Source organism: Psychrobacillus sp. NPDC096389 (assembly GCF_044762855.1).
GTDB lineage: Bacteria > Bacillota > Bacilli > Bacillales_A > Planococcaceae > Psychrobacillus.
Genome location: NZ_JBIWFB010000004.1, coordinates 37,964 through 60,205, shown reverse-complemented (window position 1 = coordinate 60,205; position 22,242 = coordinate 37,964). Strand labels below are relative to the sequence as shown.

General features: G+C 37.0%; 21 protein-coding genes and 1 other annotated feature. Of the genes, 9 read left to right on the top strand and 12 right to left on the bottom strand.

Annotated elements, in window-relative coordinates:
- Positions 1-41: 41 nt before the first annotated feature.
- The 3 genes from ACIQ38_RS11820 to ACIQ38_RS11810 all read right to left on the bottom strand — a co-directional run bounded on the left by ACIQ38_RS11820 (position 42) and on the right by ACIQ38_RS11810 (position 2,230).
- Positions 42-980, bottom strand: a complete 939-nt coding sequence (locus ACIQ38_RS11820; RefSeq protein WP_402823539.1) for a hypothetical protein — start codon at positions 978-980, stop codon at positions 42-44.
- 110 nt (positions 981-1,090) lie between these two features.
- On the bottom strand, positions 1,091-1,468 hold the full coding sequence (locus ACIQ38_RS11815) for a PH domain-containing protein (protein WP_402822737.1): 378 nt from the start codon (positions 1,466-1,468) through the stop codon (positions 1,091-1,093).
- A gap of 150 nt (positions 1,469-1,618) precedes the next feature.
- Complete coding sequence (locus ACIQ38_RS11810) at positions 1,619-2,230, bottom strand: FMN-binding negative transcriptional regulator (protein WP_402822734.1); 612 nt, start codon at positions 2,228-2,230, stop codon at positions 1,619-1,621.
- A 114-nt stretch (positions 2,231-2,344) separates the two neighbouring features.
- Between ACIQ38_RS11810 and pdxR the strand changes: the two genes are divergently transcribed.
- Positions 2,345-3,730, top strand: a complete 1,386-nt coding sequence (pdxR, locus tag ACIQ38_RS11805) for a MocR-like pyridoxine biosynthesis transcription factor PdxR (RefSeq protein WP_402822731.1) — start codon at positions 2,345-2,347, stop codon at positions 3,728-3,730.
- A gap of 252 nt (positions 3,731-3,982) precedes the next feature.
- Here the strand turns inward: pdxR and ACIQ38_RS11800 are convergent, their stop codons facing one another.
- A complete protein-coding gene (locus ACIQ38_RS11800) occupies positions 3,983-4,315 on the bottom strand; it encodes a winged helix-turn-helix transcriptional regulator (RefSeq protein ID WP_400789408.1) in 333 nt (110 codons plus the stop codon).
- 112 nt (positions 4,316-4,427) lie between these two features.
- On the opposite strand from ACIQ38_RS11800, the gene ACIQ38_RS11795 reads away from it, so the two are divergent.
- A complete protein-coding gene (locus ACIQ38_RS11795) occupies positions 4,428-5,486 on the top strand; it encodes an LLM class flavin-dependent oxidoreductase (RefSeq protein WP_402822728.1) in 1,059 nt (352 codons plus the stop codon).
- A gap of 58 nt (positions 5,487-5,544) precedes the next feature.
- On the opposite strand, the gene ACIQ38_RS11790 is transcribed toward ACIQ38_RS11795, so the two are convergent.
- Both ACIQ38_RS11790 and ACIQ38_RS11785 read right to left on the bottom strand, forming a co-directional pair.
- Positions 5,545-6,783, bottom strand: a complete 1,239-nt coding sequence (locus tag ACIQ38_RS11790) for an MFS transporter (protein WP_402822725.1) — start codon at positions 6,781-6,783, stop codon at positions 5,545-5,547.
- Between the two features lie 351 nt (positions 6,784-7,134).
- Entirely contained in the window at positions 7,135-7,605 is a 471-nt protein-coding gene (locus ACIQ38_RS11785) for a DinB family protein (RefSeq protein WP_402822722.1), read from the bottom strand.
- Positions 7,606-7,765: 160 nt separating this feature from the next.
- On the opposite strand from ACIQ38_RS11785, the gene ACIQ38_RS11780 reads away from it, so the two are divergent.
- Complete coding sequence (locus ACIQ38_RS11780; protein WP_402822719.1) at positions 7,766-9,007, top strand: aminopeptidase; 1,242 nt, start codon at positions 7,766-7,768, stop codon at positions 9,005-9,007.
- Between the two features lie 170 nt (positions 9,008-9,177).
- A complete protein-coding gene (locus ACIQ38_RS11775; RefSeq protein ID WP_402822716.1) occupies positions 9,178-10,311 on the top strand; it encodes a cation:proton antiporter in 1,134 nt (377 codons plus the stop codon).
- A 44-nt stretch (positions 10,312-10,355) separates the two neighbouring features.
- On the opposite strand, the gene ACIQ38_RS11770 is transcribed toward ACIQ38_RS11775, so the two are convergent.
- Positions 10,356-10,934: a DNA-3-methyladenine glycosylase I gene (locus ACIQ38_RS11770; RefSeq protein WP_402822713.1), complete on the bottom strand. Its 579-nt coding sequence runs from the start codon at positions 10,932-10,934 to the stop codon at positions 10,356-10,358.
- Between the two features lie 163 nt (positions 10,935-11,097).
- Complete coding sequence (gene rraA / locus ACIQ38_RS11765; protein ID WP_402822710.1) at positions 11,098-11,580, bottom strand: ribonuclease E activity regulator RraA; 483 nt, start codon at positions 11,578-11,580, stop codon at positions 11,098-11,100.
- 191 nt (positions 11,581-11,771) lie between these two features.
- Between rraA and ACIQ38_RS11760 the strand changes: the two genes are divergently transcribed.
- The 4 genes from ACIQ38_RS11760 to ACIQ38_RS11745 all read left to right on the top strand — a co-directional run bounded on the left by ACIQ38_RS11760 (position 11,772) and on the right by ACIQ38_RS11745 (position 16,783).
- Positions 11,772-12,332: a TetR/AcrR family transcriptional regulator gene (locus tag ACIQ38_RS11760; protein ID WP_402822707.1), complete on the top strand. Its 561-nt coding sequence runs from the start codon at positions 11,772-11,774 to the stop codon at positions 12,330-12,332.
- 60 nt (positions 12,333-12,392) lie between these two features.
- A complete protein-coding gene (locus ACIQ38_RS11755) occupies positions 12,393-13,754 on the top strand; it encodes a DHA2 family efflux MFS transporter permease subunit (RefSeq protein WP_402823536.1) in 1,362 nt (453 codons plus the stop codon).
- Between the two features lie 312 nt (positions 13,755-14,066).
- On the top strand, positions 14,067-15,026 hold the full coding sequence (locus ACIQ38_RS11750) for an ABC transporter substrate-binding protein (protein WP_402822704.1): 960 nt from the start codon (positions 14,067-14,069) through the stop codon (positions 15,024-15,026).
- Positions 15,027-15,127: 101 nt separating this feature from the next.
- Positions 15,128-16,783: an ABC transporter substrate-binding protein gene (locus ACIQ38_RS11745; protein ID WP_402822701.1), complete on the top strand. Its 1,656-nt coding sequence runs from the start codon at positions 15,128-15,130 to the stop codon at positions 16,781-16,783.
- 180 nt (positions 16,784-16,963) lie between these two features.
- On the opposite strand, the gene metG is transcribed toward ACIQ38_RS11745, so the two are convergent.
- The 3 genes from metG to ACIQ38_RS11730 all read right to left on the bottom strand — a co-directional run bounded on the left by metG (position 16,964) and on the right by ACIQ38_RS11730 (position 19,685).
- Complete coding sequence (gene metG, locus ACIQ38_RS11740; RefSeq protein ID WP_402822698.1) at positions 16,964-18,604, bottom strand: methionine--tRNA ligase; 1,641 nt, start codon at positions 18,602-18,604, stop codon at positions 16,964-16,966.
- Positions 18,605-18,650: 46 nt separating this feature from the next.
- Positions 18,651-18,891: a binding site (T-box leader), on the bottom strand.
- An 86-nt stretch (positions 18,892-18,977) separates the two neighbouring features.
- Positions 18,978-19,193 (bottom strand): helix-turn-helix domain-containing protein, encoded by a 216-nt coding sequence (locus ACIQ38_RS11735; protein WP_402822695.1) that lies wholly within the window; start codon positions 19,191-19,193, stop codon positions 18,978-18,980.
- Between the two features lie 9 nt (positions 19,194-19,202).
- The gene (locus ACIQ38_RS11730) at positions 19,203-19,685 is read right to left on the bottom strand and encodes a DUF2975 domain-containing protein (protein ID WP_402822692.1); all 483 of its coding nucleotides are present in this window, start codon (positions 19,683-19,685) and stop codon (positions 19,203-19,205) included.
- Between the two features lie 226 nt (positions 19,686-19,911).
- On the opposite strand from ACIQ38_RS11730, the gene ACIQ38_RS11725 reads away from it, so the two are divergent.
- A complete protein-coding gene (locus ACIQ38_RS11725) occupies positions 19,912-20,940 on the top strand; it encodes an alpha/beta hydrolase (RefSeq protein WP_402822689.1) in 1,029 nt (342 codons plus the stop codon).
- Positions 20,941-20,996: 56 nt separating this feature from the next.
- On the opposite strand, the gene ACIQ38_RS11720 is transcribed toward ACIQ38_RS11725, so the two are convergent.
- Positions 20,997-21,914 (bottom strand): VOC family protein, encoded by a 918-nt coding sequence (locus tag ACIQ38_RS11720; protein ID WP_402822686.1) that lies wholly within the window; start codon positions 21,912-21,914, stop codon positions 20,997-20,999.
- Positions 21,915-22,242: the final 328 nt, after the last annotated feature.

Below are 22,242 nucleotides of genomic sequence, written 5' to 3'. Positions count from 1 at the left end.
GATGAATCGCCAATTTCTTGCCTTTAAAGTTAGTAACTGATTTAGCGTTCTCGACTTTCTACGCATTTAGTCGGATCTATTTTTGTCTCTTCCCATATTGACCCTTGCTTCCTTTTTATTAACTGAGAGACTAGCACATCTGTATCATTCGTTAATTGAACAAAGATGAACCGATAATCGTTCCCGTCCGTTCCGATTATATCAATGAATTTCACATAATCTTCTTTTTTCGTTGGTAATCTTTTTTTAATGAGTTTGCACCATCCTCCATATTCAATATCGACAACGTCCTCTCCTTTCTGTCGCCAACCATGATAAGCAGCACATAGAAAGTCTTCCCCTATCAGGTCGAGGTTGTCTATTTTGTATAGCCCATCTTCATTCCGAACAGAAATAGTCCCGTAATGATATTGGAAAGCGGAAACGCCTGTTGCTGTCCCATTTATCGTTTCGAGTTCGATAAAAAACCGAATTGGTTGGTCGGCTTTTTGATTGGGAAGTTTATATAATTTAATCAAATTTGTATGGCCAATGCCTTCGAAAGAAGCAAGATACGTTGTATAAGGCATTTTTTGTTTATAGTCTTTCGTGAAGAAATTGTACGCAATTGGAAATGGTGTCTTTGCCCACCCTACTGTCCCACAACCTCCAATAAACTGTTCTGTTAAGTTTTCAGCTTCTCGTAAAATGTTAAAGTAATGGAGAATTGCATTTTCTGGCGTATCTAAAAAGGACGTTGGAAGACTGATTTCGCTATAGGTTTTTCCATTATAGAGATGGAAAAAGTGATAATCAAATAGCCTATGATTAAGAACGGAACGACGGGATGGACGAAAATATTGTTCCACAGCTATCTGTTGGTATGTTTCTTTTTCCTCTTCATTTTCACGTTGGTGCCATTTTTGTTTTTGTCTTATCGCTCCCATCACATAAACGGATGTATCGTTACCAGCTTGCTGTCGAGACCTGCGACGCCTCATAAACTTCACTATATAACTCCCCTTCGCTTCTATTGCTATAGCATATTCTATAGCCAAAAAAGCTGCTAAACCCTTCTAGGTTTAACAGCTTTCATTTACGCGGGAAGCACTTATTTCAAAACATATGCAGCCAATACACTTTGCACTTTATATATGCTCAAAGATTTATTGAATTTCTTTTGAATTGGCGCTGCACTTCCAGATAACCAAATTTTCAATTCAGCATCTAAGTCCAAAGTTCCCGCTGTTTCAATCGAAAAATGGACGACACTTTTGTAGGGAATAGAGTGATATTCCACTTTCTTACCAGTCATTCCTTGCTTATCGATGAGCAATAGCCGCTTATCTGTGAAAACAAATAGATCTCGAATAAGCTTATACGCATGTTCTACTTTTTCAGATGGGACTAGTAAATCCTTTAGCTCTTTTTCCACTTTATCCAGTTCTACTTCTGAGGCATTTCCCATTAAACCATCTAAGAATCCCAATTTTATCTCCCCTTTTTCACTAACTTTAAACTTTTATTTTCTTCAATCATTTTATCATATAAACAGAGGTTCGATTGGAATATTCAGATTACGGTTAGTAAATTTATTTATTAACTTTAAAATTCTTACACTTTCTCACTATAGAAAACACTACAACTTCTTCTTCATTACTTCAGCCATTTGATGAGAATTTATATCTTTCTCCTCCTGAAGTTTTTGAACGATGTTAACATAATCCTTCTCATTACGATTCTGACTCATTTTATAGGCAGCTTGAACTTCGCGTATTTTAATTTTAAATCCTATAATCCCTTTCAGTTCTTTTTCCAATAATTGTGGAGAAAGCTTCTCCCATAAAACAGGATTCTCCCGATGTTTTTCATATTTCAATAGCATTTCGGAGAGTTCCTGCTTTAACGCTTCTTCATCCAAAATGCTAGCTGCTCCATATGCGTGTACCGCTTGATAATTCCATGTCGGAACGTTTTCATGCTCATACCAGGAAGAAGAAATATAGGCATGCGGTCCTTGGAACATAACGAGTACATCCTCATTCTCCTCAAACGTTCTCCATTGCGGATTGCCATAAGCCATATGCCCTGTTACGTAGTAGTCCCCGTCTTTTTCACTGAACCCTACAGGTAAATGAGTAGCAATCGGCCTTCCTTTTCTAGTTGTAACAATCGTTCCAAATGAGTTTTTTTGAATAAATTCTTTAATTTCCTCCAAGTCTGTTACCTTATAGTATTTAGGTATATACATAAAAGACTCCCCCTGCTTTAAGATTATTTTTATATTCCGATTTTATAGTATTATACAAACTGACATTTAAAAAGGTACAATTGTAAATAATTAAACATGTCAAAGGAGATCTTCATGAAGAATATCATTTTTGCTTTTAACGATAACGATGACTCCCCCAAATACAAACAAATCTATGAACAGCTTAAACTGCTTATTGAGCGAGGGGACATCCTGCCTGATGAGCAGCTACCTTCCATTAGACAACTTGCAGAATCCCTTCACGTAAGTCGTAATACGACATTAACTGCTTATGATCTCCTTGTAGCGGAAGGCTACGTTCGAGGAGAAGGAAGAAGAGGTTATTTTGTCAATGAAACAGAGCCGATTCCATTGACGGAAGCTTTAATTGTCCCTAATAAAAAGCAGACAGAATCAACGACGCCCATCCATATTGACTTTCGAGCAGGGGCAGTTGATCAAGAACATTTCCCCTTAAAAAAGTGGAGAAGGATTTCCAATCAAGTACTAACGTTACACGAAACCTTTCTATATGGGGACCCCTTTGGTGAAGAGTCCCTACGTGAGCAAATTGCTATATACTTACTCCAGTCCCGCGGGGTGAAAACAGATGCTAATTCCATCATTATCGGTAGTAGTACCCAACAAATGCTTGTTCAACTTGGGCATATACTAAGAAATAATTTCCCAAGCGTAATTGTAGAAAATCCTGGCTATGATGGTGCTAGAGAAGCCTTTCATTTTCATCGTTTTACGCTGGAAACTTTACCAGTGTATGAAACAGGAGCCGATTTTTCTTCTTTAGAACAGATGAAATCGCAAATTATTTATGTAACACCTTCCCATCACAGTCCAATAGGAGTTAGCATGTCCATTCAACAACGACAAATGCTCATCCATTGGGCGAACAAGAGGAATGGATATATTATCGAAGACGATTACGATAGTGAGTTTCGCTATACACAGCAACCATTTCCAGCTCTTGCTTCTATTGATGCGACAAGAGTCGTTTATTTAGGGAATTTCTCCAAGTCCTTTCTACCAGGTATCCGTTTAAGCTATATGGTGTTGCCGCAAACACTTTTAAACCTTTATAAACAGCAGTTTCTTCATTTTGAAAGTACCTCTTCCCTTTTAAGCCAACTCACTATGGCTAAATTTATGGAAGAAGGAGAATGGAATCGCCATATTAAACGCATGCGTCTTGTGTATAAACGAAAAATGCAGCATATAGTATCAGCATTAAAGGAACGTTTCAAGCAGCATATATCTATTATTGGTGAGCAATCTGGTTTATACGTATTAGCAAAGGTTCATTTGAAGTATTCAGAAGAAGAGTTAATTGAGCATGCTTCTTTGGCCGGAGTGAAAGTGTATCCTACTTCGCTTTACTTCATTAATAACAATACTTACGAACCAATGATCAAACTTGGTTTTAGTAATCTCTCTAGTGATGAAATAGATCGTGGTATAGAACTTTTAAAGAAGGCCTGGTTATAAAGTGAAACTTCAATCAGTGGGGTTTTTCTTCATCCCCACTGATTGTTAGTTGTGGCCCACACGAAGTGGGTCACGCAGACGTTGCAACACGATGTTGCGTATTTAGTCTGGGATCATTTCATCGGGCTTTTACGGGCAGTTGATCTCCCACTTATCTTTTCGCTTTTCTTACATCATGAAGTGGGAGTCTTACTGCCCGTTAATGCGGGAGAAAATAGTGCCAGTCACCCACACTACTTGGACGACTGGCAACTACATTTTTTTCATTTTATGAAGGGCATGCGCAGCTCCCCATTCATGCATGGCTACTAAAATGGGTTCTAACCCTCTTCCGTAATCCGTAATAGAATATTCAACTTTCGGTGGTACTTGTGGATAAACTTTACGCTCAATAATGTCCTCTTCTTCTAATTCGCGCAATTGTTTTGTTAGCATTTTCTGGGTGATTCCTGGGACTCTTCGTTTCAGTTCGCTAAATCTTTGCGTACCAGCTTGTAATAAAATTAATAATATAATTGGTTTCCATTTTCCTACTATTATTCCTAGCGCGTCTTCCACGCGACATAATTCCGGCTGCATATCCATCTACTTACACTCCTATAGTATCCTTTTGTATACTATACCACTTAAAAGTGCGTACTTAAGTTATAAATACTTTAGAATTATACTAGCTTTAATGAAAGGTAGGGATAGAACTATGGAGAAATATCGTATAGATGAAAGTAAAGGTCTAGAATTTGGGCTTTATACACTAGGAGATCATATCCCTAGCCCACTTACCGGGGAGCGAATTTCTGCTGGGCAACGTATTCACGAAATTATTGAGTTGGCAAAGCTTGCAGAACAAGCAGGTCTCGACTTTTTTAGTGTAGGAGAAAGTCATCAGGAGTATTTTACAACGCAAGCACACTCTGTCGTATTAGCTGCAATAGCGCAGGCGACTAGCAAGATTAAAATTGCGAGCTCTTCTACGATTGTTAGTACATCCGATCCTGTTCGTGTCTATGAAGATTTTGCAACGATAGATTTGATATCTAAAGGACGTGCAGAAATTATCGCTGGTCGTGCATCACGCATTGGGCTTTTTGAGTTACTAGGCTATGACGTGCGAAATTATGAAGAATTGTTTGAAGAAAAGTTTGCGTTATTATGTAAGATTAACGAAGAAGAAATGGTCAATTGGAGTGGAGAATTTCGTGCTCCTTTAAACAATGCACAAGTTATCCCCCGCCCACTAAACGGCTCACTTCCTATATGGCGTGCGGTTGGTGGTCCGCCAGCAAGTGCCATTAAAGCCGGTAATGCTGGAGTTCCAATGATGCTTGCCACATTAGGAGGACCTGCTACTAGTTTTAAAATTTCTATTGATGCTTACCGAGAAGCCGCAAAGCGGAGTGGCTTTGATCCAGCGACACTTCCAGTAGCAACAGCCGGATTTTTCTATGCCGCTGAAACAACACAACAAGCGCAAAGTGAGACATATCCTTATGTGAATCAAGGAATGCAACTAATTAATGGTCGAGGTTACCCAGAACAACAATTTGTACAAGGTGCAAATCCGCATGACGTCATGAACATAGGTAGTCCCCAACAAATTATTGAAAAAATTCTCTATCAGCATGAGCTATTTGGTCATCAACGTTATATCGCCCAAATGGATTTTGGTGGTATTCCGTTTGATAAATTATTGAAAAATATAGAACTGATTGGTACAGAGATTCTACCTGCGATAAAAAAATACACAGCAAAAAAGTAAATGCATTTATAAAGACCGCCTAATGCTAGTGCATCAAGCGGTCTTTATTATGCATATTCTACTCAGTAACTTCCTTCACTGTCGGTTTTCCCGCCTCTAGTAACACTTTACTTCGGCCTAAGAAAACACCTACTATTAAAATTAGTATCCCAGTTCCTACGAGTAGCCATTCGATTTTTACAACATCCGAAATAGGACCAAAAATGAGCATTCCAATTGGCATCATGGAGGTAGAAATCATCCCAAACACACCAAATACCCGACCAAGATAATTGCTTTCCACTTTCTCTTGAACTATAACCATCGTTGGTGTATTGAAAATTGGCATCGCCACTCCGAATATACCCATAAAGGCTAGGTAAATCCAAAACACTGGAATAATTCCGAGGGCAAACGTACAAATACCCATTAATATACTTGCCAACATCATCGTGTGGACTCTATTGGAAAAGCCTCCCCAGGTAGCAATAATTCCTCCACCTGCCATCATTCCAATCGAAAAAGCAATCTCGATTGCCGTTAAACGCCATACATCATCCCCAAAGCTACGCGCCACTTGGAGTGGAGTTAAAAATGCAGCTGGTGCCATCAATACAAAGAAAAAAGCGAAAAATAGAAAGAACTTCTTCAAAAAAGCATGTTGGTTAATATACACTAACCCTTCTTTAAAATCACTGAAATAGCTCGTTGTTTGTTTTTCAGTTGCCTTTTCATGTACGGCAATTTTTAAAAATGCTAATAACGTTATAATCGCTATTGCGGCAGTAATTACATCGATGAAGAAAATCATTTCTAATGAAGCCATTGTAAGTAACGCTGCACTGACCATTGGCGATACGAACATAATGATCGCTTGAATACTTCCATTTACTCCGTTTACTTTCGTCAATTTATCTTCCGGAACAATTTGAGGCAAAATAGCTCCAACTGCTGGAGTTTGAATACCTGTACCGATAGCTCGAATTGCCGCCATAACAAACAGTAACCAAATTGCGTCATATCCCATTAAAAATACAATGGCAAGAATAAGTGTTGAAGTCGCAATCAAACCATCCGATAAAATGATGAGTAGCTTACGGTTATATCGATCGGCCCATACCCCAGCTACTGGCGATAATATAAAAGTGGGGATAAAACCGCAAAGAATAAACAGTGTCATCATCATTCCCGATTGAGTAGTAAGTGTAATATGCCACATGATCGCATATTGGACTAAAGAAGATCCAAAAAGCGATATTGTTTGGCTACTTAAAAAGATGATGATATTTCTTTTCCAATTTTCATAAGTTGAATTCATCTTATTTCACGACCTTTTTCAAATAGAATTTTTTACTTAAAAGTAAATGGAGTAGGTCTATTTTCAGATGGAATAACTGTGAATCATTTATGTTTAAAGACAGCAAAAAAGAGGGCAGACTCGTCCCCCTCTTTTTAATTCATAAAATAAAGGTTTTCCTAAAATAGACAGACCAATCCCATTTGCTCTGCCCAGAAGCAGAGTTTTTGAACGTATTCAATTAGCGGTTCAAAAATTGGATTCTTAGTCTCATTGATGCTGTCAAAAGGAAAACCTCCATTTCAATATAGTGAATTTCATTTTACCATATATTTTTCTACTATTTCAACTATCAAAGAATAGTTGCGGTTATTATTGCATCTCTTTTGTCGGTCCCATAACGCCAGGAACAGTTAAACCTGCTTGACGTAGTAATACAGTCATTTGACCACGGTGATGTGTTTGATGATCGATTAAACCACGTAAAAGTTTACCACGCACTGTCGGTCCAACAAATCCATTCACTTCTTCTAGTAACATTTCATCCGTCAGCTTAGCTGCCTCTGTTTTAAATGCTTCATTCACCTTTTCATAAGCTTGCACAATTCCTGCTACATCTGTTGGTACTGGCTCATCTCGTCCAGGTCCTGGAACTTGTAAACCCGCAAAATGACCAAATGCTCCTGCTGCTCCTACTAAATGCCAAGCAAGCCAACCAAGCGTACTATGCCCTTCCTCTATAGCTTGGTCTAATTTGTCATTAGTCATTGCTTGAAATACCTTTAATGTTCCTGCTGCTGAAGCCGTCCAATCTTCTACAAAATCCTCTACTTTACGATACATATGTAGCCCTCCAATTTTATAAATAACCCTCTCTTTCCATCATAGCTATTGACGAATTTGTTTGCAACAAAGAGGAAAAACAGCCGAGCATTTATATTGGGTGGTTTGTCTTTAAGCATGCTAAAATTATGTACGAAGACAAATTATTGGAGGAAAAAAGATGTTAGCTAATTTCGAAGAGAATTTACAAAAGTATGCAAAACTATTAGTGGCAAAAGGTATTAATGTTCAATCCGGTGATTGGGTGAAAATGACTATCACCGTTGATCAAGCACCATTAGCACGTTTAATCACAAAAGAAGCATATGCTTTAGGTGCTGAAAAAGTCATTATTAAATGGTCTGATGATGAAATTAGCAAACTACATTATTTGCACCAATCTACAGAAGTACTGACTGACATCGCAGATTATGAAATTCAAGAATCCGAAGACCATGTGTTAAATCGTCGTGTAAGTCGTCTTTCTATTGTATCTAGTGATCCAGGTCTACTAAACGAAGTGGATCCTGCTAAAATCGCTGCTTACCAAAACATTGCAGGGAAAGCATTTCAAGCACAACGCATAGCTACTCAAAATGATGATTTGAAATGGACAGTTGCCGCAGCAGCTGGAGCAGGTTGGGCCGCACAAGTATTCCCGGACTTAGCATCTTCTGAAGAACAAGTCGATGCATTATGGGATCAAATTTTCAAAACATGCCGTGTTTATGCAGATGATCCAATTGCTGCATGGGATGAACATAAGAAAATATTAAATGAAAAAGCGGCTATATTGAATGAGAGTCAGTTCGATGCATTACATTATACTGCTCCGGGCACAGACTTAACTTTAGGTTTACCAAAAAACCATATTTGGGCGTGCGCAGAAAGTTATAATCCTAAAGGTGAAGAGTTTATCGCTAATATGCCTACAGAGGAAGTCTTTACTGCTCCAGACACCCACCGAATGGAAGGTGTCGTACGCAGCACTAAACCACTAAGTTATGCTGGTACGCTAATTGAAGGTATTGAAGTACATTTCAAAGATGGCAAAATTGTAGATATCTCGGCTGAAAAGGGAAATGAAACAATTAAAAAATTAGTTTTTGACAATGAAGGCGGCACAGGACTAGGGGAAGTAGCGCTCGTTCCAGATCCTTCTCCAATTTCTCAATCGGGTGTTACTTTCTTTAATACGCTATTTGATGAAAACGCATCCAATCACTTAGCAATCGGGTCTGCTTATCCAACGACGATTCAAGGCGGCACAAAAATGAGTCAAGAAGAATTACTCAAAAACGGCATGAACACTTCCATTGTTCACGTTGACTTCATGATTGGTTCGGATAAGATGGATATCGATGGTATCAAACAAGATGGCACGATTGTTCCAATATTCCGCAATGGTGACTGGGCAATTTAACTATTGTCTTGTAAGGAAACCATCCCAATAATTGGGGTGGTTCTTACTTGAAAGAACTGTTATACTAGATTCATAACTGAATGATAAATCGCAATACATGGAGGAGCCTGTCACTAAGGCCCCTTCATGTATTTTTTTTGTTCAGAAAACTGTTTTATGGGAGGAAACTAGTGTTTATTGTACAAATAGTTATCATTTTACTCGCAACAAAAATAGCTGGACAGTTAAGTATTCGACTAGGACAACCATCTGTTTTAGGTAAGATTATAATAGGGATTATTTTAGGTCCGGCATTACTAGGATGGGTTCATGATACGGAGATAGTTTCTATCTTCAGTCAAATTGGTGTGCTTCTTTTAATGTTCTTAGCCGGCTTGGAAACGAATATGAAGGATTTAAATCGTAATTTAAAAGCCGCATTATTCGTTGCTATTGGTGGGATAATAGCTCCAATTATTGGTGGTTACATTGGTGCTCAATATTACGGCTTATCCGTTTCGGAATCCATTTTTATCGGTTTATTATTATCCGCAACTTCTGTCAGTATATCTGTCCAAACATTAAAAGAGCTAGGGTGGTTGAATAGTAAAGAAGGATCTACCTTACTCGGGGCAGCTGTTTTAGATGACATCATTGTTGTGATTTTAATGGCCGTTGCTATGAGCTTCTTCGTAGGTTCAGATGTTAGTATCGCTTTACTAATCGGGAAAAAGATCTTGTTCTTTGTCCTAATTATTTTAGCTTCGAAATGGTTAGTTCCGAAGTTTATTCAAATATTTTCTAAGTTCAAAGTTACGGAAGGCGCATTAAGTGCTGGACTAATTATTTGTTTTAGTTTTGCATACTTTGCGGAGTATCTTGGAATAGCGGGAATTATTGGGACGTTTTTTGCTGGGATTGCCATTGCACAAACGAAATTTAAAGAAGAAATTGAACATAAGGTAGAGCCGATTGCCTATGGAATTTTCGTTCCGTTCTTCTTTGTCAGCATTGGTTTAGCTGTATCATTTGAGGGCATCGGAAACCAAATAGGATTAATAGTTGTTTTCTCCATAGTTGCTATTCTTTCCAAATTCTTAGGCTCAGGTATTGGAGCTCGTTTAGCTGGCTTCCAGACAAGGTCATCAATGGGTATTGGAGCAGGGATGATCTCAAGAGGAGAAGTCGCGTTAATATTAGCTGCCATGGGACTTGAGAGTGGTCTATTACCAACAGAATACTATACAGCGATGATTATTGTAGTTATTGTTACAACACTTGTTACTCCTCCACTATTAAAAATATTTTTTGGGAAGAGAGACTAGATATTTGGTGCCAGGAACCTATAGTGGTTTCTGGCACATTATTTTTACTTATTGACTTTACTATGAGACGGGTGGCAAAAACAGTCCAATGTATGGTCGTTTATCATCCCTACAGCCTGCATATAAGAATAACAAATCGTACCACCTACAAATTTAAATCCATCCTTTTTTAAACGTTTACTCATATAATCACTTATTTCGTTTGAGACAGGAACTTCTTTTATTGTCTTCCAATGGTTAATAATTGGTTTGTTATCGACAAATCCCCATATATAATTTGAAAATGAACCATATTCCTGCTGTATTTTCAAAAATGCTTTTGCATTTGTTACGACGCTTTGAATTTTTAACTTATTTCGCACAATCCCAGTATCTTCTCTTAGCGCTTCCAACTTTTCCTCTGTGTATTGCGCAATTTTTTCTGCCTCAAAATAATCAAAGGCTTGTCTATAATTTTCTCTTTTTTGTAAAATCGTCCACCAACTAAGTCCTGCTTGCGCACCTTCTAGGCAGAGCATTTCAAATAATAATTGATCATCATATACAGGTATTCCCCATTCATTATCGTGATACTCCTTATACAAAGGCTCTTTTGTAACTACCCACGCGCACCGTTCAGTCATTTGTAATTTCTCCCTTACACTACTTATAATAGTGAAATTATACCACACATACGTTCTATTTAATACTTGTATCTATTTAAATGTGTATACTAAAAAGCCTTCCCTATGTGAAAATAGAGAACGCCTCTTGAATTGTGTGGATATTGTGTGGGTGCCTGGCACCTTATAAAAGTGCCTGCTTAGAAATAATAACTCCGTCCTCATCCGCATATACGTACTCTCCTGGCTTCCATTCAACACTACCAAAGTGAAGGATGCTATTACGTTCGCCGGTTCCAGCTTTTTTACTTTTTAGTGGATATGTTCCTAATGCCAGAATTCCAACATTCATATTAGCAAGCTCTGCTGAATCCCTTACATAACCGTTAATAATAACACCAGCTAACTTTCTCGACTCTGCGATGCCCGCTAGACGATCGCCAAGAAGTGCACACCCTTTAGAACCACGACCGTCCACAACAATGACGGAGCCTTCCGGGACATTTTCTAGTGCTTCCACGACTAGTACATTATCCTCAAACACATTTACTGTTTCTATTTTCCCTGAAAAACATGTTTTATTTCCAAAAGAACGAAAATCAATATCACAAATTTGCAGTGAATCTGAATGGTCATCGCATAAATCGGTAGTTTTAAATTCTATCATAAGCTAACTCCTCCTAATCTTTTATATCCTATATAGCTAACTATGACAGAATCTTAAATCACATTACAATGAAAATATGTCCAAATTATGAATTCGCGTTTTAGATGGCAAAAATAACACTTACATCAAATTATTTATTTTTGTTATAGTTAAAAACAGACCGGTTGGTACGGAGAGGTGGTACTACGGAAATGGACACTAAATCGCAGATAATATACATCGCGACAAATCTTTTTCAACAGAAAGGATATAAAGGCGTAGGAGTAAGTAAAATTTTAAACACATGTAATATTACAAAAGGTGCGCTTTATCATCACTTTCCAAATGGAAAAGAAGAACTACTCATTGCTTGTTTGAAGAACATAGATCAAGCAATTACTACAGACATCGAAGTAATTTTCAAAGAATATCAAACTGCGCAAGAAGCTCTTTCTGCAATGATTGAAAAACTAGTAGCAAACTTTGAACGTGAAGGTACGATTAGTGGTTATACATTCAGCAGCATCGTTAGTGAAATGGCATCACTTAGTGAACCAGTTCGTAAAACATGTTCGAATCTTTACGCCAAAATTCAAAGTATTTATATTAAAAAATTAGTAGAAGATGGTCTTTCGAAAGAAACGGCCGCTACCATTGCGTTAATGCTAACGGCTTCAATTGAAGGCGCGATAATGCTTTGTTTAACAGATAAAACAAGTGAACCTTTGAAAGTTATTTTACATGTACTACCGAATTTATTGAAGGAGTTTTAAAAAGTGAACGCACAAACGAACATAATTCCAAGTCAACAACAAATCAAAACCGGTCCAATTATGGCTGCCCTCTTAGTGGCTGGCTTTGTCGGACTGTTTAGCGAAACGGCATTAAATATTGCCTTTACAGAATTAAGTCATATATTCAGTGTCGATCCAACAACGATTCAGTGGCTGGCTACAGGATACTTTTTAACATTAGGTATTTTAGTGCCAGTAACAGGTATTTTGATGCAAAAATTCACCACACGTCAAATGTTTATGACTTCTATATTGCTCTCCATATTCGGTACAATTTTAGCTGCTCTAGCACCTGGATTTGAGCTTTTATTAGTAGCGCGTATTATTCAAGCAGCGGGACTTGCGATTAATTTACCTTTAACGCAAAATGTGATTTTTACGATTTTCCCTCCTAATAAACGCGGAGCTGCTATGGGGATTATGGGCTTAGTGATGTTAGCTGGTCCAGCTCTGGGTCCGACAATAGCAGGACTTATTTTAGATACACTATCATGGCATTGGATTTTCTGGGCTACTATTCCCTTCTTACTATTTTCTCTTATTTTCGGGATTTTATATTTACGAAATGTGAATGAAATACGGAAGGTTTCGATAGATGCACCGTCTGTTATTCTCTCGACCATTGGGTTCGGTGGCATTGTATACGGATTTAGTGTAAGTGGCGTTTCTGGTTGGACAAGCGGTACTGTTCTTGGATCAATCATTATTGGATTGTTAGCAATTATCATTTTCGCTGTTCGTCAAATGAAAATGGAGAACCCAATGTTGAATTTACGAGCATTCAATTCTCCGCTTTTTGTTCTTGGCGTTATTATGAGTTTTATCACGTTTTTTAATATGTTGTCTATGCTAGTCGTTTTACCAATGTATATGCAAATGGCTTTGTTGATGGCTGCTTTTACAACAGGTTTAATCCTTCTACCTGGGAGCTTACTAAACTGTATATTAGCTCCAACAATTGGTCGTTTATTTGACAAATACGGCCCAAAAGCAGTTATTACACCTGGAACTATTTTAGTGGCTATTGCTTATGTGTTATATGCACAGTTTGGTACTGATACGGCTACTTGGTTGATCGTGGTCACTCATATTATCATGATGTTAGGTATCGGGGCAGTACTTGCTTCTGTCCAAACGAATACATTAAACTCACTTCCTAAACAGTATTATCCAGACGGCATTGCTATTACGCAAACGATTCAACAAGTAGCTGGAGCTATTGGTATTGCTGTTATGGTGTCTGTTCTATCCGCTAAACAGAATAGTTACTTAACTACGACTGCAAATGAATTACCGCAAGCCGCAGCTGCGGGGTCATCACTAGTCTTTATTATTAGTTTGATATTAGCCGTAATTAATATTGTGTTGTCTTTATTCATGAAAAAGCCGACCCATCAATAATCAAGAAAGCGTGTATGGCGATAGATCTCCTACACGCTTTTTTGTTTTATGATGAAATAACGGTCCCCTTCTCCAGTGCCAATTTCTTACTCTATGCCTACAGTTTTTTCACTTTTTATCTGTACCTCAGTAATAACTGTAATTGCATCGAAGAATCATACCAGTGCCCGGCACTACAATTTTTGTACAAAAAAAATATGCGAAATTTATTTTGTCCATTGAATGTGTCTCCGTTATAATCTATTATTACACCAAACGATAATGATTCTCAATTTCATTATTGAACATTGATTGATTTGGAGGAAATGTCAGATGAGGTTTTCAAAAGAAAGCATATTTTTATTTTGTATCTTATTAGTGGTAAGTATATTGACTGCTTGTAGTTCAACAAACGAGGAAGGAAACAGCGAAGCAGTTCAAACAGAGGAAAAAGTAAAACAGACAAGAAGCTATAAAGATTACATAGGCCATGAAGTTGAGATTCCTGTTTCTCCCGAAAAAGTTATATATCACGGGGAAAACTATGGAGATTTGTTACCACTACAAGTGGAACCAATTGGTGCATCGTATTCTTGGATCAAAAATTTTATTTTTGAGGACAAAGTGTCCAATGTAGAAGAAGTAGGATTTCCTATCAATACAGAAAAGGTTTTAGAATTACAACCTGATCTAATCATTATAGCAACTACCGATGAAAAAACGTACGAACAACTCTCTAAAATTGCTCCAACTATTGTCTTTGATACATTCGCTCCTTTAGAAGCACGTTTAATAGAACTTGGTGACATACTTGATAAAAAACAAGAGGCTGCTGACTGGTTAAACGAATACGATAAAAAAGAAGAAAATATGTGGAAACAGCTCGTGCAAGACGGGACTATCAAATCTGGGGAAACAGCTTCGGTACTTACGTATTATCCTGGAAACCGATTATTTGTCATGGCCTCTACAGGATTATCACAAGTTCTTTATGATCCAGATGGATTTAAACCTGGAGAAAAAATTCAGCAAATACTCGATGCAAAAATGGGATTTGAGGAAATTTCGTTAGAAACGCTCCCTGAATTTGCAGGAGATCGAATATTTATATTAACTCCCGAAACTGATGAGGCTATTCAATCGACTAAGGATATGTTGGATAGTAGCATATGGAAAGGTCTTCCTGCTGTCAAAAACGAAAACGTGTACACTTTGGAGATTCAAAAAAGTTCTAGCGACGCTTCTACAAGAGATTGGTTATTAGAAGAAATCCCTTCCTTATTAAAAAAATAATTTAAAGAGCCATTTCAGCCTTTTGTTGAAATGGCTCTTTATCTTTTATAAAATAGTAATTGATAATCATTTTCATTTAATTGAAAGGAGAGAAATAATGGATGATACAAAAGCAAGATTCCAATTTATCATCATTGTTTTTTCATCTATTACATATAGATTATATTATTAATCCAAATCATTTCGACTTTTCTAATTCGACTTCTTTACAGTATACTTTAATTGTTTTTATGAACACTGAAACTGGCTCTTTGTCTATAGACGATAAACCATACTTCGTAGCACATGGTAAGACTTTATTGTTACCACCTGGAACTATTGTGGAACTAAATAATATGGATGAAAATAATCTTTGTTATTATAGACTTACATTCTCAGTTATTTCTATTGAGCAACAAATCCCTACTTATTATGAAGAACAATTATTTAATAATCAGCTAGAATTTACACTTTACCCATTTTCACGTTTTAATCGACTAATTGAAGAACTCTACGAACTACAAGATACTAAGAACGACCAGTATAATTTAAAAAAGCAAAGTCTATTCAATGAGTTACTTAGTATTCTTTTCGAACAGCAGCAAAAAGATCGACAACTAGATGCACCCAATACAGTAGAACAAACAATCAAATATATTCACCAAAATTACCGCCAGCAACTAACAATTAAACAATTAGCAAAACTTGCTCATGTTGCGCAGTGGCAATACGGTTCGATTTTTCAGGCAATTACCGGACAAAAACCACTTGATTATTTAACAGAATTGAGAATACAACATGCAAAAGACTTACTCCAGCATACAGAAAAAACTTTGAAAGATATTGCCCTTCATGTTGGATTCAATGATGAATATTATTTTAATAGACGTTTTAAACAAATTGTTGGCATACCACCTAAACAATTTGCCCGTATAAGAAAGCAAAAGATTTACGTCAAGGATTGGACTGGACATGAAGTGGAGATTCCTTCTTACCCTAGCCGGGTCATTTACCACGGAGAAACTTTTGGGGATTTGCTCGTTTTTAATGTGCAGCCTATCGGTGGAGATAAAACAAATATTGATAAGACTTTTTATAAAAATTACGTTCCTTACGTACAAGATGTTTCCTTTCCACTCGACATTGAAAAGTCTTCCAAATTAAAACCTGATTTAATCATTTTTACAAACCCTGATGAACATCAGTATAATAAAATTGCTAAAATTGCACCGACAGTAACCCATAACTCATGGGATAGCCTAGAGAATCGAATTTTAACATTAGGGAAATGGCTCGGTCAAAAGAAAAAAGCCGAAGAATGGCTTACCTATTTTAGAAACAAAGAAAAAATAATGTGGCAGCAGCTTCAGCCAATTGTAAAATCTGGTGAAACAGCATCTGTTTTTATATTTGACCATGGTAACCGGTTATTTGTAATGGGTAATACTGGCTTACCAGCCTCACTGTACCACCCGCATGGTTTTCAACCAGTAGATTTAATCCAAAAAATAATAGATGAAGAGCTAGGATACAAGGAAATACCAGTAGAATCACTAAACGATTATGCTGGTGATAGAATATTTATGCTCGTTTCAGAGAATCCAGTATCCAAGCTTGCTACCGAAGAATTAATGAAAAGTTCGTTGTGGAATAGTCTTCAAGCAGTTAAAAACGGACATGTTTACTTAGTTGATGCAGCAAAATGGAATTTTAGCGATGCCTTTACCCGGGAAAAACTGCTTGGAGTATTACCACGTATACTTGGGCATATATCATAACGGAAACAATTATTAATTAGATTCCAGTTCACAAAACAATAAAAAGATACTTCTATATAATAAAACATAAGAATTATCTTTTTATTCCTTACACTTGAAGGCTGTAAACATGCCGATTTTATCGTTATCGGCATGTTCACCCTTACTTATTGTCAGAACCCACATCGTTGATATTAAAAGTTATTTATTATGTGCTTTTGCTTTCAATGTTTCTAACTCGAGTTCGATTTTTTTCACATCAATGCGTTCATATAATGGCTCGATATCTGTAATTTGTGACGGCAGCTTTTCAATCACATTCCAAGTGTTGAAAGATGTATTTAACATCTTTTCGATTTCTTTACTACTAAACGGTAAAAAGGGCTGTAAAAGTTGACCAAAGTTTTGAAGGATGTAAACACATGTAGCTAATGTTTCTTCGCAATGTGCTTTGTCATCATTCACTGTAACCCACGGCTGTCTTTCATCAAAATAACGATTTGCAGCACGGACAGCTTCAAAAATTGTTTCAATTGCTTTTTTGAAGTGGCCAGTTTCGATTAACTCTCCTACTGATTGATATAAAGAAGATATGTCATTTTGTATAGTCATTGCTACCTTAACTTGAGGCACCATTGAATCAAAGCTTTTTTCGATAAATTTTAAGTTACGATTCACAAAATTGGCGAAAGCTCCAAGCAACTCACTATTATGACTGTAAATAAACTCACGCCAAGAGAAATCTGTATCCCGATTTTCAGGAGCGTTAACTGTTAAAAAATAGCGTAGCGAATCGGGATGATAATCTTGTAGAATGTCCGGCACCCAAACCGCCCAATTTTGACTGGTGGATATTTTTCGCTTCTCTAGTGTTAGGTACTCATTCGAAATAATATTAGTTGGAATACCTGAATTTCCGAGTCCCATTAAAATGGCTGGCCAAATCACTGTATGGAATGGGATATTATCTTTCCCGTGTATATAATAGGATGTCGCAGTAGAGTTCCACCATTTTGAAACATCTGCATTATGCTGTTTCCCCCATTCTAAACTCGCTGTATAATATCCAGCTACCGCTTCCATCCACACATAAATCTTTTTTCCTTCAAAGCCAGGCACTGGTACATCAATTCCATTTGGCAAATCCCTTGTTACAGCACGATCTGGTAGCCCCTCTGCTAAATAACGTTTCGTTAATGCTATAGCATTATCTCGCCAATGTTTTTCTGCCTCCGCTTTTGCAACAAAGTTTTCTAGCCTTCTTTGGAATTTACTAAATGAAAAATAAAAATGCTCTGTCTCTCTGATTTCAGGTTCATTCCCGCAAATTTTACATCTCTTTTCTAGTAAATCGAGTGGGTCTAAAATCGTCGAACAGTTGTCACATTGATCGCCACGAGCTTTAACACCACAATTCGGACAAACTCCTTCAACAAAACGATCCGGTAAAAATTGTGTATCTGTTGCACAGTATGCCTGCTCTATTTTCTTTTTGTATAAAAATCCATTTTTAAGCAATGTTAAAAATATTTTTTGTACGGATTTGTGATGATGTTCAGCATCGGTTCGTGTGTATAAGTCGTAGCTAAAACCAAGCTTACCGAATGTATCTTCAAATTGTTGATGATAATAATCCGCAATCGCTTTTACCGTTGTATGTTCTTGGTTAGCACGAATCGAAATTGGTGTTCCGTTACAATCACTCCCTGAAACATATAGTACCTCTTCTCCTTTTTGACGAAAGTATCTTGCTAAAATATCTCCTGGTAAAAGTGCTGCAATATGTCCTAAGTGCAGCGATCCATTTGCGTATGGCCAAGCACCACCGATTAAAATTGTCATATATGAACCCTCCTTTAAAATAAAAAAACGCCCTAATCGTAAAAACGATTAGGACGAGTAGACTCGTGTTACCACCTAAATTCGCAAATAGCTCACACTATTTGCCTTACCCAGTACGTGTTCATACTGCTGCTGTTATAACGAGTGCCATTCTCGTCGTAGCCTACTATCAGTTCGGTACGAAAGCTCAAAGGTCATATTCAGTAAGGTTCATTTGCCTCTTTTCCACCAGCAGAAGCTCTCTTTGAAATATCCACTTACTTACTCTTCCTTTTCAACGCGTTATTGTTTAGTTGAAATTTATTCTATCAATTCAGAAATCAAATTGCAATATTCAAATTTTCTAAATACCCAGCGTTGTTATCTGATATTCTTATACGTCTTCGTCACTTCTGTACTCCAAAATATCACCTGGCTGACAATCCAATGCTTTACATATCGCTTCTAAGGTTGAAAAACGCACTGCTTTTGCTTTGCCATTTTTTAATATAGAAAGGTTCGCCATCGTAATTCCAACCCGCTCCGTAAGCTCCGTAACGCTCATTTTTCGTTTTGCTAACATCACATCAATATTTATAATAATCGCCATATCCTCACCTCAGACCGTTAAATCATTTTCAGATTTTATATCTATGGCATTTTTAAGCAATTTTTGAAGAACTGCCGCAAAGACTGCAATTACAATAGTAGCAAAAATGAGGACCATTCCAATTAGGATAATACCTGGAGAATCGTCCATCTCAGCAATCATATAGAAAAGCGGCATTCCTAACACAAACAAAATACTAATGGTGTTTGCACTATATTTTATCTTCTTTAATGCCGTTATAGATAATTCTGAAAAAGCTTTGTTTTCGTCAATATAGCCTAATAATTTAAATGCTTGATACAGGGCAAAGTAAAAAGGGATTGCTGCAGCAAACAAATCGATTACAATGAGATACTTCACATATGCGTGATCTGGATATAGTTCTGCTGCAAAGCTCGCTATCTCCGGCACCAAAAAGATACATAAAGCAAGAACTGGAATTCCCATAACAATAAGCGCTGACTTTAAAAATAATGTTGTTCCTTGTTTCAAAAAAGACACCTCACTTATTTATTGTCCATTTTAATTTAACACAACTTTTATCGCTTTACAATAAATATATATTTATTTTAGATATAATTTTATTGCTCTGTAATTTCAGTTTCATTTCATACTTAAGATGTATTTAAACTCATCCTGGAGGCTTACAAAAAATCTTTGTACAAATGCTATATTTACATATGAAAGAAGAATCTACTGAAAGGAGGGGTAAAATCGTATGAAAATGACCAAAAAAGTAATAAAATATGTCGGATTAATTTTGATAATATCGCTAGTAATAGCACTTTTTTCTCCAACATGGACGCAGCAGATTAAAGGGGAGAGCAGCATCAGTGAATTAGAACAAGTAGAGATAAATGGAAGTAAACACGAAATTATGATACGTGGTAATGATAAGGATAATCCTGTCATACTTGTTGTACATGGAGGACCTGGGACCCCAGAAATTCCATACGTAGATACATACCAAGACACATTGGAAACGAGCTTTACAGTCGTGCACTACGACCAAAGAGCGAGCGGGAAATCCTATCATTTTTTGGAGGACTATTCTAATCTATCAACAGGCTTATTAGTAGAAGACTTGTTGGCTATGACCGACTACATATCAGAACGTCTAGGAAAAGAAAAGGTCATCCTGATGGCCCATTCGGCTGGTACATATATTGGAATGCAAGCTGCCGAGATAGCCCCTGAAAAATATGAAGCATATATTGGAATCGGGCAGATGAGCGATACCGTTGAAAGTGAGATCAATGGTTTGAACTATGTGATTGGTCAAGCTCAAAAGGAAGGCAACACGGAGGATGTTTTATATTTACAAGGATTAACGGAGCAAATCAAAAACGGTCAAATGGTTACCCCAAGAAATTATGTCATGAAATATGGTGGATCTACAAGGCTTATTGAAAATCCTGGAGATAACTTAAGTGTTTTAATGAGCAGTGAATATAATTTATTAGATGTCATTCGTTATAACTATGGAATGTCCTTTACTCAACAAAAGTTGCTAAAAGATATATTAGATAACCCCCTCCCAACTATCGTAACAAGTCTTGAAATCCCATTCTATTTCGTTATGGGCAAACATGATTATATGACTTCGTCTAATGCAGTGAAAAATTATTTTGATAAAATCGAAGCCAATCAAAAAGAATTTATTTCTTTTGATCAATCAGCGCATTATCCACAATTTGAAGAGAAAGAAAAGTTCTATGAATGGATGGTTGATACATTTCTTCAATAAATACAAATAAGGATGATGCTTCCCTTCAAAGCATCATCCTTTTACAAATCTACCCTTTATTTCTCCTCGTACGCTTGCTGTAATTCGGCCATGTTTAGTTTTTTCATTTTTAGAAGCACTTGCATAACATGGTCAATCTGCTCCGTTGTTCCGTTTTGCATCATCTCATCCATTATGGTCGGTACGATCTGCCAAGACAAGCCATACTGATCTTTCAACCAACCACATTGCTCCGACTCAGGAACAAAAGAAAGCTTTTTCCAATAGTAATCGATCTCTTCTTGCGTGTCGCAATACACCATAAATGAGATCGCTTCGTTTAAACTGAATTTATGTTCATGTGCACTGTCCATTGCTACAAACCAATAATTTTCAAGCATCATATCAGCAAACATAACAGTTCCATCTTTATCAGGTTCCATTCCTTTAGGGTAACGCGCAAGATTGCCTTGTTTTGCATTCTTAAAAACGGACGTATAAAATTGAATGGCTTCTTCCGCTTTGCCACAATTTTCTCCAACAAATAAAAGAGAAGGCATAATTGCAGGTCGCTGTTCCCCTTCAGGATTAGTCAAGATTAACTGCCACGACAGTCCATATTTGTCTTGGATCCAACCATACTTTTTACTGAATGGATACTCACCAAATGGCATTAACACTAAACCACCCTCGGACAACTTGTTCCAAACCTCATTAATTTTCACTTCCGCGTCTTTCTCTTGCGACGGATCGAAATTCACCATAAAGGAAATAGATGGATTAATCTTGAAAAAAGGTCCCCCATCAATAGCCATAAACTTCTGGCCCCAAATCTCAAAAGAAACTTGATCACAGTCACCGGATGGTGTATCACGTAATGTTGTAATGTCTGTAACTTTAGAATACGGGAATATAGACGTGTAAAATTCTGCTGCTTCTTTTGCCTCTTTGTCGTACCATAAATGCGGAACAATTCTTTGGACAGTTTTGGTCATAGTTATTCCTCCTGATATATTAGATAAAATCGTTTCTTTTCGAATACTTCATACAATATTATATAATTTTTATCTGATAATTTCGAATTATTCCACAAAAAACGAGACAACGTATAAAGATACGTGTCTCGTTTCTGGTTTCTAACATCCACTATTCAGATTCCTATTTCCCTTATTTTTACCGTAATCTCTTCCTCCCTTACAGCAATATCCGTCCCAACAAATTTCGGAAGCCGCAACTCGCTCACTAAAATGGAAAGGTTAACGAATAACTTATAGTTTAGAAAAAATATGAGTTTTTAAAACGACTCTTCGGGTAACACTAATC